The 15,130-nt window shown below is 74.6% G+C and carries 10 protein-coding genes; 6 read left to right on the forward strand and 4 right to left on the reverse strand.

Annotation, left to right across the window (positions count from 1 at the left end):
* Positions 1-411: 411 nt before the first annotated feature.
* The 3 genes from SCWH03_RS15840 to SCWH03_RS15850 all read right to left on the reverse strand — a co-directional run bounded on the left by SCWH03_RS15840 (position 412) and on the right by SCWH03_RS15850 (position 5,368).
* Entirely contained in the window at positions 412-1,494 is a 1,083-nt protein-coding gene (locus tag SCWH03_RS15840; protein ID WP_173264884.1) for a Zn-dependent alcohol dehydrogenase, read from the reverse strand.
* Between the two features lie 17 nt (positions 1,495-1,511).
* Positions 1,512-2,903, reverse strand: a complete 1,392-nt coding sequence (locus SCWH03_RS15845) for an aldehyde dehydrogenase family protein (protein WP_173264885.1) — start codon at positions 2,901-2,903, stop codon at positions 1,512-1,514.
* Positions 2,904-3,127: 224 nt separating this feature from the next.
* Positions 3,128-5,368 (reverse strand): molybdopterin oxidoreductase family protein, encoded by a 2,241-nt coding sequence (locus SCWH03_RS15850; RefSeq protein WP_173264886.1) that lies wholly within the window; start codon positions 5,366-5,368, stop codon positions 3,128-3,130.
* A gap of 282 nt (positions 5,369-5,650) precedes the next feature.
* Between SCWH03_RS15850 and hmgA the strand changes: the two genes are divergently transcribed.
* From hmgA to SCWH03_RS15865, 3 genes are all read left to right on the forward strand, one after another.
* Complete coding sequence (gene hmgA, locus SCWH03_RS15855; RefSeq protein WP_173264887.1) at positions 5,651-6,979, forward strand: homogentisate 1,2-dioxygenase; 1,329 nt, start codon at positions 5,651-5,653, stop codon at positions 6,977-6,979.
* 24 nt (positions 6,980-7,003) lie between these two features.
* Entirely contained in the window at positions 7,004-7,753 is a 750-nt protein-coding gene (locus tag SCWH03_RS15860) for a GntR family transcriptional regulator (RefSeq protein ID WP_173264888.1), read from the forward strand.
* Positions 7,754-7,839: 86 nt separating this feature from the next.
* On the forward strand, positions 7,840-9,063 hold the full coding sequence (locus SCWH03_RS15865; RefSeq protein WP_173264889.1) for a CaiB/BaiF CoA transferase family protein: 1,224 nt from the start codon (positions 7,840-7,842) through the stop codon (positions 9,061-9,063).
* Between the two features lie 472 nt (positions 9,064-9,535).
* On the opposite strand, the gene SCWH03_RS15870 is transcribed toward SCWH03_RS15865, so the two are convergent.
* Positions 9,536-9,802 (reverse strand): hypothetical protein, encoded by a 267-nt coding sequence (locus SCWH03_RS15870; protein ID WP_173264890.1) that lies wholly within the window; start codon positions 9,800-9,802, stop codon positions 9,536-9,538.
* A gap of 279 nt (positions 9,803-10,081) precedes the next feature.
* Between SCWH03_RS15870 and SCWH03_RS15875 the strand changes: the two genes are divergently transcribed.
* The 3 genes from SCWH03_RS15875 to SCWH03_RS15885 all read left to right on the forward strand — a co-directional run bounded on the left by SCWH03_RS15875 (position 10,082) and on the right by SCWH03_RS15885 (position 14,855).
* Positions 10,082-11,611: a DUF4331 domain-containing protein gene (locus SCWH03_RS15875; protein WP_173264891.1), complete on the forward strand. Its 1,530-nt coding sequence runs from the start codon at positions 10,082-10,084 to the stop codon at positions 11,609-11,611.
* A complete protein-coding gene (locus SCWH03_RS15880; RefSeq protein WP_254076781.1) occupies positions 11,608-12,924 on the forward strand; it encodes a tetratricopeptide repeat protein in 1,317 nt (438 codons plus the stop codon). Before SCWH03_RS15875 ends, SCWH03_RS15880 begins: the two co-directional genes overlap by 4 nt.
* Before the next feature lie 260 nt (positions 12,925-13,184).
* Positions 13,185-14,855, forward strand: coding sequence for a sulfite exporter TauE/SafE family protein (locus SCWH03_RS15885; RefSeq protein WP_173264893.1), 1,671 nt, complete (start codon positions 13,185-13,187; stop codon positions 14,853-14,855).
* The last annotated feature ends 275 nt before the right edge of the window (positions 14,856-15,130 follow it).

A 15,130-nucleotide genomic window follows, 5' to 3' on the forward strand; every position in this document is an offset into this window, starting at 1 on the left:
AGCGGGACTTTCCGCTCGATCGTCACCCATCAGTAGCGCGAAGTCGGCGGCTGGGTCCGTGGAGTTCACGCACCCGCCTGCCGACCCGGCCCGGCTCCGCGGGGACACCCGGCAGAGGGCTTCGAGGTGGCCTTTCCCCCGGGTCGTCGCCGGATCCCGCCTTCCGCCGTGCGTCCGCCGCCGGCATCGGCCGACCCCGGCCACGCGACGCCGGACCCCGCCTCCCACCGGGCACCCGCCCCCGGGGCTCGGCCCGACCCGCTCCACGCGGCGCGGGGCGGGCGGCGCGGGGCGGGGCGGCGCGGGGCGGGGCGGGCGGCGCGGGGCGGGGCGGCGCGGGGCGGGCGGGGCGGGCGGGGCGGGGCGGCGCGGGGCGGGCGGGGCGGGGCGGCGCGGGGCGGGCGGGGCGGGCTACGGGAAGACGACCAGCGCCCTGCCGCCCCTGCCCGCCAGCATGTTCTCGAAGGCGGCCGGGATGCCGTCGAGGCCGATCCGCTCGGTGACGAGCACGCTCAGGTCCAGTCGTCCGGCGCGGATGTGCTCCGCGAGCACCGGCACGTCCCGGGCCGGGTCGGAGTTTCCGTAGACGCAGCCCGAGAGGGTCCGCCCCCAGTGGAACAGCTCCAGGGCGTGGAAGGTGACCCGCTGGTCCTTGCCGCCGATGCCGACCACGGTCGTCCGCCCGCCGCGCCGGGTCGAGTCCCAGGCGGTACGGATGGTCGCGGCGCGGCCCACGCACTCCACCGCGACATCCGCGCCCCGACCGCCCGACAGGGCGCGGACCTCGCGCGCGGTGCCGTCGGAGGCGACGACGAAGTCGGTGGCGCCGGCGGCGCGGGCCAGGCCCTCCTTCTCCGGCGACACGTCCACGGCGATGATCTTGGAGGCGCCGGCGATCCGGGCCGCCTGGAGGGTGGCGAGCCCCACTCCGCCGACGCCCAGGACGACCACGGTCTCCCCCTCACGGACCCGGGCCGAGTGGTGGACCGCCCCGTAGCCGGTGAGGACCGCGCATCCGAGCAGGGCGGCCTCGGCCAGCGGCACCCCCTCGGGCAGCGGCAGTACGCAGTTCGCCGCGACGACGGTCTCCTCGGCGAAGGCGGCGACGTTCAGCCCCGGATGGAGCCGGGTGCCGTCCCCGGTGACGGCGTGGACGGCGCCGGCGCCCTCGAGCGCGCCGGCGCAGAGCCACACCTCGCCGATGGAGCAGTGGTGGCAGCGCCCGCAGGACGGGGCCCAGTTGAGCACCACCCTGTCGCCCGGGGCGACATGGGTGACGCCCTCGCCGACGGACACCACCGTGCCCGCGCCCTCGTGGCCGAGGACGGCGGGCACCGGCACCCGCATCGTGCCGTTCGACAGGGACAGGTCGGAGTGGCACACCCCGGCCGCTTCGAGGCGGACGCGCACCCGGCCGGGACCGGGTGCGGGGAGCTCGATGCGGATGATCTCCAGGGCGGAGCCGACGGCGGGCAGGACTGCGGCGCGGACCACGGTGGTGTACTCCCGGTTCAGAACTGGAGGGACTTGGTGTGCAGATACTCGGCGAGGCCGTGCGTGCCCAGTTCGCGGCCCACGCCCGACTGCTTGTACCCGCCGAAGGGGGCCAGCGGGTTGAAGCGGCCGCCGTTGATGTCGACCTGCCCGGTGTCCATCCGGCGTGCGAAGGCGACGGCCTCCTCGTGGTCGCCCCACACGGCGCCCGCGAGCCCGTAGACCGTGCCGTTGGCGATCCGCAGGGCGTCGTCCTCGTCCTCGTACCTCATGAGTGAGACGACCGGTCCGAAGATCTCCTCCTGAGCGATGGTCATCTCGGGGGTGACGTCGGCGAAGACCGTCGGCGAGACGTAGTAGCCCGTGGCGCACGGGGATTCGGGACCTCCGGCGACGAGCCGGGCCCCCTCGGCGACGCCCTGCTCGATGTAGCCGCGGACCCGGTCCCGCTGCCGGGCACTGACGAGTGGGCCGAGGCGGTCGCCGGGGACGTACGTGGCGACCGCCTCCGCGGCCAGCGCCACGGCCTCCTCGTACCGGTCCCGGTGCACCAGCATGCGGGTCCAGGCACTGCACGTCTGGCCGGAGTTGGACATGACGTTGGCGATCCCGGCGTGCACGGCGCGGCTCAGATCGGCCCCCGGGAGGATCACGTTGGCGGACTTGCCGCCGAGTTCCAGGGCCACGCGCTTGACCGCGCCGCCGGCGGTCGCGCCGATGCGGCGGCCGACGGCGGTGGAGCCGGTGAAGGAGACCAGGTCCACGCCGGGGTGCTCGGCAAGGGCCTGACCGGCGACCGGGCCGAGACCGGTGACGAGGTTGAACACCCCGTCGGGGAGTCCCGACTCGTGGGCGGCCTCGGCGAACAGCCGGGCGGTGAGCGGGGTGTCCTCCGCGGGCTTGAGCACCACCGTGCAGCCGGCGGCGAGGGCGGGGGCGACCTTGGCCACGATCTGGTGGAGGGGGTAGTTCCACGGGGTGATGGCACCGACGACACCGACCGGCTCGTGCAGCACGGTGGAGTTTCCGACGGTCTCCTCGAAGGCGTACGAGGCGGCCAGTTCGGCGTACGAGCCGGCGACGACGACCGGCAGGCCGGCGTGGACGGTCTCGGCGAGTCTGGGCGGGGCACCGAGTTCGGCGGTGACGGTCCGGGCGATCTCCTCCCTGCGGGCCGCGAGCACGTCGCGGAGCGCGGCGATACGCGCGGCGCGGTCACCCGGTGCGGTGGCCGCCCAGCCGGGGAAGGCGGCCCGGGCGGCGCGCACCGCCGCGTCGACGTCCTCCGGGGACCCGGCCGGCACATGGGCGATGACCTGCTCGTCGGCGGGATCGACCACCGCGATGGTGCCGGTGCCGGCGGCGGGACGCCACCGGCCGCCGATGTACATCCCGTCGTGGGCTTTCATCCGGTGCTCCTTCGGGCGCGGCAAGGGGGTGACCGCCACCCAAACTAGCGGTGTTAGTTTTCTGGCGCCAGGGCCACCGGGTGCGGACGGTGCGATTCTGCCGCACGGGGCGGGCGGCGCGCTGACGGGAGTGCTGTGCGCTCCTGCCGGACCTCGGGGAAACACCGCAGGAAAAACGGGGGTTCGGGCGCGGTGGAGGAACGGAACGGGACGGGCGGCGGGCCTCAGCCGGCCGGCCCCACCTCCACGGCGAAGCCGTTCAGCACGGCGGTGCCGGACAGCGGGTCGAGCAGCGAGCCGTCGAGCAGCTGGTTGACGTTGACCCCCGGGCGGGCCGCCGCCACCCGCGTCCGGGTGCCCGGGCGGTCGTGCCCCCAGCCGTGCGGAAGGCTCACCACTCCCGGGCGCACATCGCCGGTGATCTCGACCGGGACCTCCACCTCTCCCCCGGCCGCCTTGACGCGGGCGAGGCCGCCGTCACCGAGCCCCAGCCGGGCGGCGTCGTCGGGGTGGACCTGCAGGGTGCAGCGGTTCGAACCGCCCTGGAGAGCGGGGATGTTGTGCATCCAGCTGTTGTTGGACCGCAGATGGCGGCGGCCGACGAGCACCAGTCCGCCGCCGCGCGCCGAGAGCGCCCTGCGCAGCCGCGGCAGGTCCGCCGCGATGGGGCCGGGCAGCAGCTCCACCCGTCCGCTGCGGGTCCCGAGCACCTGCGACAGCCGCGGCTGCAGCGGGCCTAGGTCGATGCCGTGCGGGTGGGCGAGCAGATCGTCCAGGGTCAGCTCGTACGGGCCGAGGCGAAGCATCATGTCCAGCCGCCGCTCCGGGCCGCTCCGGCCGCTCAGCCGGGCGGCGAGTTCCTCGGCGTCCTGGCCGTGCGCCGGTGAGCGGGCGTCGGCGACGGCTCGGGCGAGGGAGCGTGAGATGACCATGTCGTCGACCGTGGACGGATCGGCGCCGTGCATACCGCCGACGGCCAGGATCAGCCGGGCGTGGATCTCGCACTCGTCCGGTGCGCCCTCGTCGAGCGGGATGGCGGGAGGGGTGTAGCGGACCTGGTTGCGGACGGCGAGTCCGTTGAAGGAGAAGTCGTAGTGCCCGCTGCGGGACGGCGGCGGCGGGGGCAGGACGACATCGGCGTGGCGCGAGGTCTCGTTCAGATAGGGGTCGACGCTGACCATGAGGTCGAGCCCGCCGAGGGCCCGGTCCAGCCGGTCGCCGTCCGGGGCGGACAGCACCGGATTGGCGGCGATGGTGATGACGGCGCGGATCCGGCCGTCGCCGGGCGTCTCGATCTCCTCGGCGAGCGCGGCGATGGGCAGTTCGCCCTTCGCCTCGGGGTGGCCGGCGACCCTGCTTGCCCAGCGGCCGAGGGCGAAACCCCTGCCGGGCGGGGCGGGTTCGGTCGCCGGCCGGGGTGCGCGGTCGTGCGCGGCGAGCGGGAACAGGGCCCCGCCGGGCCGGTCGAGGTTTCCGGTGAGGACGTTGAGGACGTCGACGAGCCAGCTGGCGAGGGTTCCGTGCTCGACGGTGCAGCTGCCGATGCGGCCGTAGACGGCGGCGGTCGGCGCGGAGGCCAGTTCGCGCGCGATCGTCCGGATGGCGGCCGCTTCCATGTCACAGGCCGCGGCGGCGGCCTCGGGGGTGAAGTCCCGCACCGCCTCGCGCATCCGGTCCATGCCCTCGACCTGCCCGGCCAGCGCCCCGGGGTCGGCGAGGTCCTCCTCGAAGAGCACATGGACCAGGGCGGCGAGCAGCAGCGCGTCCGTACCCGGGCGGATGGCCACATGCCGGTCGGCGAGCCGCGCGGTGCGGGTGCGGCGCGGGTCCACCACGGTGAGCCGGCCGCCGCGGCGGCGCAGCGCCTTGAGCCGGCCCGGGAAGTCGGGCGCGGTGCACAGGCTGCCGTTGGAGTCCAGGGGGTTGGCGCCGAGGAGCAGCAGATGGTCGGTGCGGTCCAGGTCCGGTACGGGTATCGCGAGGGCGTTGCCGAAGAGCAGTCCGCTGGAGACGTGCTTGGGCATCTGGTCGAGGGTGCTGGCCGTGAAGAGGTTGCGGGTGCGCAGCGTGGACAGCAGAACGGGCGGATAGAGCCCGCCGGCCATGGTGTGGACGTTGGGGTTGCCGAGGACGACGCCCACCGCGTCCGGCCCGTGCTTCTCGGTCAGCGGGCGTATCCGGGCGGCGATGGCGTCGAACGCCTCGTCCCAGCCCGCCTCGCGCAGTTCGCCGTGCTCGTCGCGTACGAGTGGGGTCCGCAGCCGGTCGGGGTCGGCGTCGAGTTCGCCGAAGGAGGCGCCCTTGGGGCAGATGAACCCGCCGCTGAAGACGTCGGCACGGTCCCCGCGGACCGTGCCGACCCGCTCCCCGGTGCCGTCGCGTTCGACGGTCAGGGCCAGTCCGCAGGTGGCCTCGCACAGCGGGCAGATCCGCAAAGCGGTGCGGGTGGCGTCGGTTCCCGGCATGGGGGTCCTCCCCGAGGGCGGCGTCGATGGCGCACGGGCACGGGCAGCATACCGACCGGTACGCACACTGTGGAGGGACCGTGCCCACACCCCCGGCCCGCCCGGCCCCTCCCGCCCCCGCTCGCCGGCCCTCCCCGACGCACCCGCCACCGACCGGCCGGGGACCGGCGCCACGCGCCCCGGGCCGGCCGCCACGCGGCCGGACGGCGCCGTTGACGGGGCGCACCAAGAATCCTATTGTTCAGCATAGGATTCCTTGGACCGGACGCATCGGGAGTGCGGATGAGCGGCATCGACCACGCGAGGAAGGCGGCCGAAGGACTGGAGTACCTGTCCGGATTCGGCAACGAACACAGCTCGGAGGCCGTCCCGGGCGCCCTGCCGCTCGGGCGGAACTCGCCGCAGCGCGCTCCCTTCGGGCTGTACGCGGAGCAGCTGAGCGGCAGCGCGTTCACCGAGCCCCGCGCGCACAACCGGCGCTCGTGGCTGTACCGCATCCGGCCGTCCGCCGCCCACCCCCCGTTCGTCCGCACCGGCAGCGGCGCCCTGCGCACAGCGCCGTTCACCGAGACCCCGCCGGACCCGAACCGGCTCCGCTGGGACCCGCTGCCGGACCCGGCGCCCGGCACGGACTGGCTGTCCGGCCTGTGGACCCTCGGGGGCAACGGCGACGCCACCCAGCGCACGGGCATGGCGGTCCACCTGTACCACGCCAACGCCTCCATGGAGCGGCGGGTGTTCGGCGACGCGGACGGCGAGCTGCTGATCGTGCCCGAGCGCGGCGGCCTGCTGCTGCGCACGGAGCTGGGCCTGCTGTCCGTCCGGCCCGGCGAGGTCGCGCTGGTCCCCCGCGGGGTGCGCTTCCGGGTCGAACTGCTCGACGGCGCCGTCCGCGGCTATGTCTGCGAGAACTACGGACAGCCCTTCGCCCTGCCCGAGCTGGGCCCGATCGGGGCCAACGGGCTCGCGGGCGCCAGGGACTTCCGGGCCCCGGTCGCGGCGTACGAGGACGTCGAGGGCGATGTCGAGGTGGTGAACAAGTTCTGCGGCAACCTGTGGACCGCCGTCTACGACCACTCGCCGCTCGATGTCGTGGCCTGGCACGGCAGTCATCTGCCGTACGTCTACGACCTGCGGGCGTTCAACGTGATGGGGACCATCTCGTACGACCACCCCGACCCGTCGATCTTCACCGTGCTCACCTCGCCCAGCGACACCCCCGGGCTCGCGGGCGTCGACTTCGTGGTGTTCGCACCGCGTTGGCTGGTCGGCGAGGACACCTTCCGGCCGCCGTACTTCCACCGCAATGTGATGAGCGAGTACATGGGCCTCATCGAGGGCGCCTACGACGCGAAGACCGCCGGCGAGGGCGGTTTCGTCCCCGGCGGCGGCTCGCTGCACAACATGATGTCCGCGCACGGGCCCGACCGGGAGACCTTCGACCGGGCGAGCACCGCCGACCTCGGTCCGCAGAAGGTCGACGACGGGCTTGCGTTCATGTTCGAGACCCGCTGGCCGGTGACCGCCACCGCCCAGGCGGCGAACGCCGGCCACCTGCAGCGCGGGTACGACGACGTGTGGCAGGGTCTTCAGCGCCACTTCCGGTCCTGAGGCCGGATCTGATACGGAGTTGCCGTGACCGCCTTCGCCCCCGACTCGCTCGTTCTGAACCGCAAGCTGCCGCTCTGGTACCAGGTCTCGCAGTCGCTGCGCGCCTCCATACTCGGGCGCAGACCGCACGACCCGCTGCGCCTGCCGACGGAGGAGCAGCTGGCGGAGCACTACCGGGTCAGCGTGCTGACCATGCGGCAGGCGCTCAAGGAGCTGGAGTCGGAAGGCCTGATCAGCCGGCACCGGCGGCGCGGCACGTTCATCGAGCCGGGGGCCCGGCGCGGCGCGCCCCGGCGGCTGCTGGGCTCGATCGACGCGATCGTGGCCCAGCAGTCGGGCGAGCTGACGACGGTCCTCGGCCACGCCCTTGAACCCGTACCGGGCGAACTCGCCGAGTACTTCCCGGACGGGGGCGAAGTGGTCACCTACCGCAGGCTGCGGCGCGACGGCGACAGCGGCGAGCCCACCAACTGGGCGGAGAACGCGGTCCGCCCCGATGTCGCCGCCCTGCTGGACGCGGCGGACCTGGAGCGCTGGCCGATGACCAAGGTGCTCCGGGACGTCGTCGGGGTGCGGATCAGCCGCATCACCGACACGGTGGAGGCCCGGCTCGCCGACCCGCAGACGGCGGAGCTGCTCCGGGTGCCGCTGCTGTCGCCGATCCTCCACTACACGGGGGTGACGTACGACACCGAGGGGCGGGTGGTGGACGTGGCGCGGATCCGGTACCGGGGCGACCGGTTCTCCTTCTCCGTGACCGTCGAGGCCCGCTGAGCGGGCGGCAGGGCGGCCGCGGGGCACCGGTCCCCGCCCCGCACCGGGGTGACACGGATGGCACCCAGACGGTATCAACGGCTCCCATGAGCCAGCCGCTGCCTCTGGAAGGCATCACCGTCGTCGCCGTCGAGCAGGCCGTGTCGGCCCCGTTCGCGACCCGTCAGCTCGCCGACCTCGGCGCTCGTGTGATCAAGGTGGAGCGACCCGACGGCGGCGACTTCGCCCGCGGCTACGACACGGCGGCCGGCGGGCTCGCCTCGCACTTCGTCTGGTGCAACCGCGGCAAGGAGTCCCTCGCGGTGGACCTCAAGGACCCCCGGGGCCTGGACGCGGTCACCAGGCTGGCCGCCCGGGCCGACGTGTTCGTCCAGAACCTCGCCCAGGGCGCGGCGGCCCGGCTCGGGCTGGACGCCGCCACGCTCTGCGCCGCGCACCCGCAGCTGGTCGCCGTGGACATCTCGGGATACGGGGCGGACGGCCCCTACGCCCGCAAACGGGCCTACGACATGCTCGTCCAGTGCGAGGCGGGACTGGTGTCCGTGACGGGCACCGCGGAGCGGCCGGTGAAGGCGGGCATCCCGGCGGCGGACGTCGCGGCGGCGATGTACGCCTTCTCGGGGGTGCTGGCGGCCCTGCTGAGGAGGGGAGCGACCGGACGCGGCGGCCCGGTGGAGGTCTCGATGCTGGAGTCGCTCGCGGAGTGGATGGGGCACCCCCTGCACCACGGGATGCACGGGGGTGGGGCCCCGGAGCGCACGGGTCTGGCGCACGCGGTCATCGCGCCCTACGACGCGTACCCGACGGCCGACGGGGGCCAGGTGCTGCTGTCGGTGCAGAACGACCGGGAGTGGCGGCGGCTGGCCGAGCGGGTGCTGGGCCGGCCTGGACTGGCCGGGGACCCGGACTTCGCGACCAACAAGGCCCGGACGGCGAACCGCGCCAGGACGGACGCGGTGGTCGCCCGGGCGCTGGCCCGGCTGGACACGGCCGCGGCGGTCGCGGCACTGGAGGAGGCGGGCATCGCCTGCGCCCGGCTGAACAGCGTGGCCGACCTGGCGGCCCATCCGCAGCTGGAGGCACGCGACCGCTGGCGGTACGTGGACACGCCCGCCGGCCCGCTGCGGGCGATGCTGCCGCCGATCACCTTCCCGGACGGGCCGGAGCCGGGTATGGGCGCGGTGCCCGCGCTCGGCGAGCACAGCGACGCCCTGCTGCGCGAGGCGGGGCTGACCGCGGCGGAGATCGCCGAGCTGCACCGGGACGGGGTCGTGCCGGCAGGGCACGGGGGCGGCGGGCGCCCCGGGTGACAGGGGCGTGCGGCGGACCGCAGGCTCCGGACAGGACGCGGCGACCCGGCCGCCGGCCACCGCCGCACCGATGCGGACCGATGGCCCCATCCGCCGGTGCGGGCCGATGACCCCGGACGGTCCGGGCCGGTGACTCCTGCTCACGGTCCAGGCCGACGCTCCCCAGGGGCCGGTGGGGTTCTCCCCGGGCCGGTGACTGATGTCCCCGTACGGGCCGGTGCGGGCCGATGACCCCGGACGGTCCGGGCCGGTGACTCCTGCTCACGGTGCCTGCGCTGCGGGGACCGGCACGGGCCGCACCGGAGCCCGCGGTGTACACACGCGGCCCCCGGCGGGGACCGGGGCGGGGACATACGGCGCGAGGTGCGACTCGGCGGGGTGGTCGGGCCTGCGGTGACCGGACGGGAGCGAGGGGGACGGGTGCGCGTGAGCGGTCACGCGTGCCCGGGCCGCCGGCCGACCACCCCGCCGGTCAGAGGCCTCGGCTGCCGAACAGCGAGCGGCGCAGCCGGCGCAGCGGCGCGAAGAGCGAGACGCGCGCGCTCTTGCTGCCGTGGTGCTGCGCGACGTCACGCGTGGTCAGCTCACGCATCAGGGACGTCGCCTCGGCCGCCTCGCGCTGCGGCACGGCGGGTCCGCCGAGCACCGTGAGATGGCGGTCGAGACGCGAGCTGGTCGCGCTCGTCCCGCAGGTGATCGCAGGGACCCGCGCCCTGCTGCGCATCGTTATCTGTTCCATGTCACTCCCCACCCGTACGAGGGCACCCGGCCCGGGCAGATTAACCCTATCGCCCCGCCCTCACACCCGTGTATCCCACCCGAGCCATTTAGCACACATGTACGCGGGTTGCCGATCTCGGCGCGAATTCACCGTATTCCAGGGCGAGTTGGACATCGTGAAAAGTCGACCAAACCTCGGGCCCCGTGGCCCCGAACACCTGTCACCAACCAGCAAAGGACCGCCTCGTTCAACGACAGTCCACGTCGACGAGAGTCCATGACAGGACGGGACCGAGACATGCTCTCTCCTCTCATCAGGAGCACACGGGGGCGCAGGAACCTCGCCGCGCTCGTGTGCGGTGCACTGGCGGCAGGGGGGCTCGCGGCCGCCGCAGTGGGCTCCGCGCTCGCACCGGGCACCGCCAGCGCATCCAGCCACCGCGAGGCTCCGCTGATCTCCGGGCAGCCGCAGTACGACACCACGGACGTGTACGCGTTCGTCAGCCCCGACCGGCCGGACACCACGACGATCATCGCGAACTGGCTGCCGTTCGAGGAGCCGGCGGGCGGGCCGAACTTCTACCGCTTCGCGAACGACGCCCGCTACGACATCAACATCGACTCCGACGGCGACGCACGAGCCGACCTGCTCTACCGCTGGACGTTCCACGACCAGGTCAAGAACGGCGACACGTTCCTCTTCAACACCGGCCCGGTGACCAGCCTGGACGACCCGGACCTCAACATCACCCAGACCTACGACCTGGAGATGATACGACTGCGGGGCCACCGCGTGGTCTCCACCACGAAGATCGCGAACGATGTGCCGGTCGCCCCGTCGAACGTGGGCAAGGCGTCCATGCCGGACTACGCGGGGCTCCGCAAGGAGGCCGTACGCGAACTGAAGGACGGCACCACCGTCTTCGCCGGTCAGGCCGACGACCCGTTCTTCCTCGACCTCCGGGTGTTCGACCTGCTGTACGGAGGCGACCTGTCCGAGGTCGGGCGCGACACCCTGAAGGGCTACAACGTCAACAGCATCGCCCTGCAGGTGCCCTCCGAGCACATCCGGCAGTCGGTGGGCCAGCCCGTGGTCGGGATCTGGACGACCACCCACCGCAAGACCGCGGGCGGGGACTGGACGCAGGTCTCCCGGCTGGGCATGCCGCTGGTGAACGAGGTCGTCATCCCGCTCAAGGACAAGGACAAGTTCAACGCCTCGAACCCGCTCAACGACGCGGACTTCCTGAAGTCCGTCACCAACCCGGAGCTGCCCAGGCTCATCGAGGGCATCTTCACGATCGAAGCCCCCGAGGAGCCGCGCGACGACCTGGTGTCCGTGTTCCTCACCGGGGTGAAGGACCTCAACCAGCCGCCGCACGTCCGGCCGGCCGAGGCACTGCGGCTGAACACGGCCGTGCCGCCCACGGGTGAGCCGAAGCGGCTGGGCGTGCTCGACGGCGACAACGCGGGCTTCCCCAACGGGCGCCGGCTGACCGACGACGTCCTGGACATCGCGCTCCAGGTCGTCGAAGGCGAACTCCTGGGCAGGAAGAACGACCTGGGCGACGCCGTGGACGAGAACGACGTCGAGTTCGAGAAGACCTTCCCCTACGTGGCACTGCCGGCGTCGGGCTCCGACGGGCCGCTGGCCGAAGCCGGCGGCAACCGCGCCCAGCTCGACAGCGCCGCGGAGCTGACCTCCGGCAGCGCCATGGACGACCGCACGGTGCTGATGGCCTCGGCGGGTGCCGGGGGCGCGGGTGCCGTACTGGCCGTACTCGGCCTCGTGTGGTGGCGGACGCGGCGGCGCGGCAGGTGGTCATGACGCGGACCACACGGTCCCGATGGCGCCTGGGGGCCGCGGTCGTGGGACTCGCGTTCGCTTTCACCGCCGCGGGAGCGGTGCTGGGCGGCGCTGAGCAGATGCCCGCGACCCCGGCCGCCGCGGGGGCCGTGGTCCTCGGAGCGGACCCGGGGCAGGGGGTGCGCGCCCTCCAGACCCGGCTGAAGGCACGGCCCGGGGACGCGGGCGCCTGGGCGGCGCTCGGCGCGGCGTACGTGGAGGAGGCCCGGGCCGGCGGCGATCCGTCACGGTACCCGCAGGCCGCCGAGGCGTTCGCCCGATCACTGAGGCTGCGGCCCGACGGCAACGCCGACGCACTCGCCGGCCGTGCGGCCCTGGCGGCGGCACGGCACGACTTCCCCGCGGCGCTCCGGGACGCCGAACGGGCACTGGCGGTCAACCCGTACAGCGAGCACGGTCTGGCCGTGCGGATCGACGCACTCGTCGAACTGGGCCGCTATCCGGCGGCGCTGGACGCCGCGCTCCGGGCGGACGCCCGCCGTCCGGGCATTCCGGTGTTCACCCGGCTCGCCTACGTACGGGAACTGCTCGGGGAGACCGAGGAGGCCCGGCGCGTGCTGGAGCTGGCGCGGAACTCGGCGAGCACCCGGGCCGACGTCGCCTACACGGCGACCGCCCTCGGCCGGCTCGCCTGGTCCCAAGGCGACTACGACGAGGCGCTGCGGCAGTGCGGCCAGGCGCTGAAGGCCGAACCCGACCAGCTGGAGGCCCGCGAGTGCCGCGCCCGGGCCCTCACCGGAAAAGGGCAGCTTGCCGCCGCCGTCGCGGAGTTCGAGGAGATCGTCGGCCGGTCCCCGCTGCCGGGGCGGCTGGTCGCGCTCGGCGAACTCTACGAGGCGAGCGGCAGCCCCGGTCCCGCCCGCCGCCAGTACGAGGTGCTCGACACCTGGGCCGGCCTCGCCCGGGCGGGCGGGGTGAACCCGGATCTGGACACGGCCCTCGCCGCCGCCGACCACGGCGACCGCGCCGAGGCCCTGCGGGCGGCCCGCGCCGAATGGCAGCGCCGCCGCACCGTGCACACCGAGGACGCCCTCGCCTGGGCACTGCATCGCGCGGGACGCTCCGCGGAGGCCCTGCCCCATGCACGGGCGGCGACCGCGACGGGATACCCGGACGCTTCCTTCCTCTACCACCGCGGCATGATCGAACGTGCCGCGGGCGAGCGGGCCGCCGCGCGTACCTCGCTGTCCCGCGCGCTGGCCCTCAATCCCGCCTTCTCCCCCCTCGGCGCGCGCGAGGCGCGCCGCGCGCTCGACGGTCTGGAGGCGACTTGAACCGGAAGCCCGGCCGTCCCGGCGGCGGTTCGCACACTCCCGCACCCTCCCACCCACCGGCCTCCGCGCGGAAAGGCGACGGCACACGCCGGGAGCAAGCACCGACCCGCACACATGCCGCGCCTTCGGTGACCGACCGAGCGGGAGCAGGAGCACGGACCGGAAACCCCCACCACCCGGCGCACCGGTCGACAGCGCCGGGAAAGCCGGAAGGCGCCGGGGCGCGGGGCCGGGGACACCCGCTCCGGGCCGCGCTGGTGATGGCGGCCGGTGTGGCCGCCCTGCTCCTCGGGACGGGGACGCCCGCCGTCGCGCACCCGCTGGGAAACTTCTCGGTGAACCGCTACGACGGCCTCGTCGTCGCCGAGCGGGAGCTGCGCGTCGACCACGTCGAGGACCTCGCGGAGATCCCGACCGCGCGGATCCGGCCCCGGGAGATGACTCCGGCCGAGCTGGCGGCCTGGGCGGAGGAGCGCTGCGACGCCGCGGCCGGTGCCGCCCGGCTGCTCGTGGACGGCAGCGCGGTGCCGCTTGAGGACGAGTCCGCACGCGCCGCCATCCGGCCGGGCCAGGCAGGGCTGCCCACCCTCCGCGTCGAGTGCGCGCTGCGCGCTCCGCTGCCGGACGGGAAGGCGGACCTGGTGTTCACGGCCGCACCCGGTGAGGGTGCCGGCTGGCGGGAGATCACCGCGCGCGCCGACCGCACCACGCTGACCGCGTCGGATGTGCCCGATGAGTCCGTGTCCCGCAGGCTTTCCGCGTATCCCCAGCGGCTGCTGGACTCACCACCGGCCCTCACCTCGGCGCGGCTGGCAGCCGTACCCGGGGGACCGGCACTCGACGGGGCGGCGGCCGCGGCGGCGCCCCCGTCCATGCTGCCGCGCGGGGTGGACCGCTGGACCCAGGCCCTGACGGGGCTGGTCGAACGACGCCATCTCACCGTGCCGTTCGGTGCGCTCGCGCTGCTCATCGCCCTGGGGCTCGGAGCGCTCCACGCACTCGCCCCGGGCCACGGGAAGACCCTCATGGCCGCGGCGGCCGCGGTGGGCGGCCGGAGTTCGCTGCGGGAGGTCCTGGCGCTCGGCGCCTCCGTCACCGTCACCCACACCCTCGGCGTGTTCGCCCTGGGCGCCCTGATCGCGGCGGGATCGGCCGTCACCCCGGCCGTCGTCGGCTGGCTGGGCATGGCGAGCGGGGTGCTCGTCGCCGTGGCGGGAGCGCTGCTGGCACGGCGGGCATGGCGGGAACGGGCGCACGGGCACGGGCATACGCACGTCCACTGGCTCGGCGGCGGACGGTTCCGTACGTACACGCACACGCACACGCACGGCGATGACGGCGGCGGCGAGGACCACCGCCGCGGCGCCGCGCAGGAGCACGGGCACCAGCACGGGCAGGAGCATCGGCACGGGCACGGTGGCGAACAGGAGCACGGGCACGGGCACGGGCAACGGCACGAACCGGAGCACGGACACGGGCATGGGCATGGGCACGAGCACGGGAATCACCACACGCACGAGCATCACCACACCGGCCATGAGCACCCCGCCACCGGCGACCGGCACCGCGCGGACCACGGCTGTGAGGGGCAACGTCCCCTGCGCCGCAGCATTCTGCTGGGTCTCGCCGGCGGCCTCGTCCCCAGTCCCTCCGCCGTCGTCGTGCTGGTCGGCGCCGCGGCGCTCGGCCACGCCTGGTTCGGGCTGCTCCTCGTCACCGCCTACGGGGCGGGCCTGGCCCTCACCCTCACCGCGGCCGGATTCGCCGTCGTGCGGCTGGGAGGTCGGATAGCGGAGCTGCTGGCCCGGCGGCGCACCGCCGGGCGGCTGGCCGGGTTCGTCCGGCGGGCGGCACCGATCGGAACGGCGCTCACCGTGGTCCTGCTGGGGTGCGGACTCGCGCTCAGGGGGGCGGCGGGAGCCATGAGCTGAGCGCACCGGGGGCGCTCCCACGCGTCAGCGCGCGGGTTTCCCGGTCGGTGGCCGTCGCCCTCGGCGGGCCGACCCGGCCCCGCTGAGGGTGTCCGCCGCGGGTCCGCCGCGGGTCCGCCGCGCGTTCGCCGCGCGTTCGCCGCGCCGAAGTGCCCGCGCTCGCCGCGAACCCGCACGCCGTGGGTGCGGGTTCGCCGGGGTGGCGCGGCTCTCCTGCACGGTGTGCTCGCAGGACGGGCACGGGCCGGAGGTGCTGCGGGGTCCGCGGTGATGGC

The sequence above is a fragment of the Streptomyces pacificus genome (assembly GCF_011766325.1).
Taxonomy (GTDB): domain Bacteria; phylum Actinomycetota; class Actinomycetes; order Streptomycetales; family Streptomycetaceae; genus Streptomyces; species Streptomyces pacificus.

Excerpts from the sequence above, each read along its gene's own strand:
- SCWH03_RS15880 (WP_254076781.1), top strand. The coding sequence starts at position 11,608 with ATGACGCGGACCACACGGTCCCGATGGCGCCTGGGGGCCGCGGTCGTG.
- SCWH03_RS15865 (WP_173264889.1), top strand. The coding sequence starts at position 7,840 with ATGAGCCAGCCGCTGCCTCTGGAAGGCATCACCGTCGTCGCCGTCGAG.
- SCWH03_RS15875 (WP_173264891.1), top strand. The coding sequence starts at position 10,082 with ATGCTCTCTCCTCTCATCAGGAGCACACGGGGGCGCAGGAACCTCGCC.
- hmgA (WP_173264887.1), top strand. The coding sequence starts at position 5,651 with ATGAGCGGCATCGACCACGCGAGGAAGGCGGCCGAAGGACTGGAGTAC.
- SCWH03_RS15870 (WP_173264890.1), bottom strand. The coding sequence starts at position 9,802 with ATGGAACAGATAACGATGCGCAGCAGGGCGCGGGTCCCTGCGATCACC.
- SCWH03_RS15850 (WP_173264886.1), bottom strand. The coding sequence starts at position 5,368 with ATGCCGGGAACCGACGCCACCCGCACCGCTTTGCGGATCTGCCCGCTG.
- SCWH03_RS15885 (WP_173264893.1), top strand. The coding sequence starts at position 13,185 with ATGGCGGCCGGTGTGGCCGCCCTGCTCCTCGGGACGGGGACGCCCGCC.
- SCWH03_RS15845 (WP_173264885.1), bottom strand. The coding sequence starts at position 2,903 with ATGAAAGCCCACGACGGGATGTACATCGGCGGCCGGTGGCGTCCCGCC.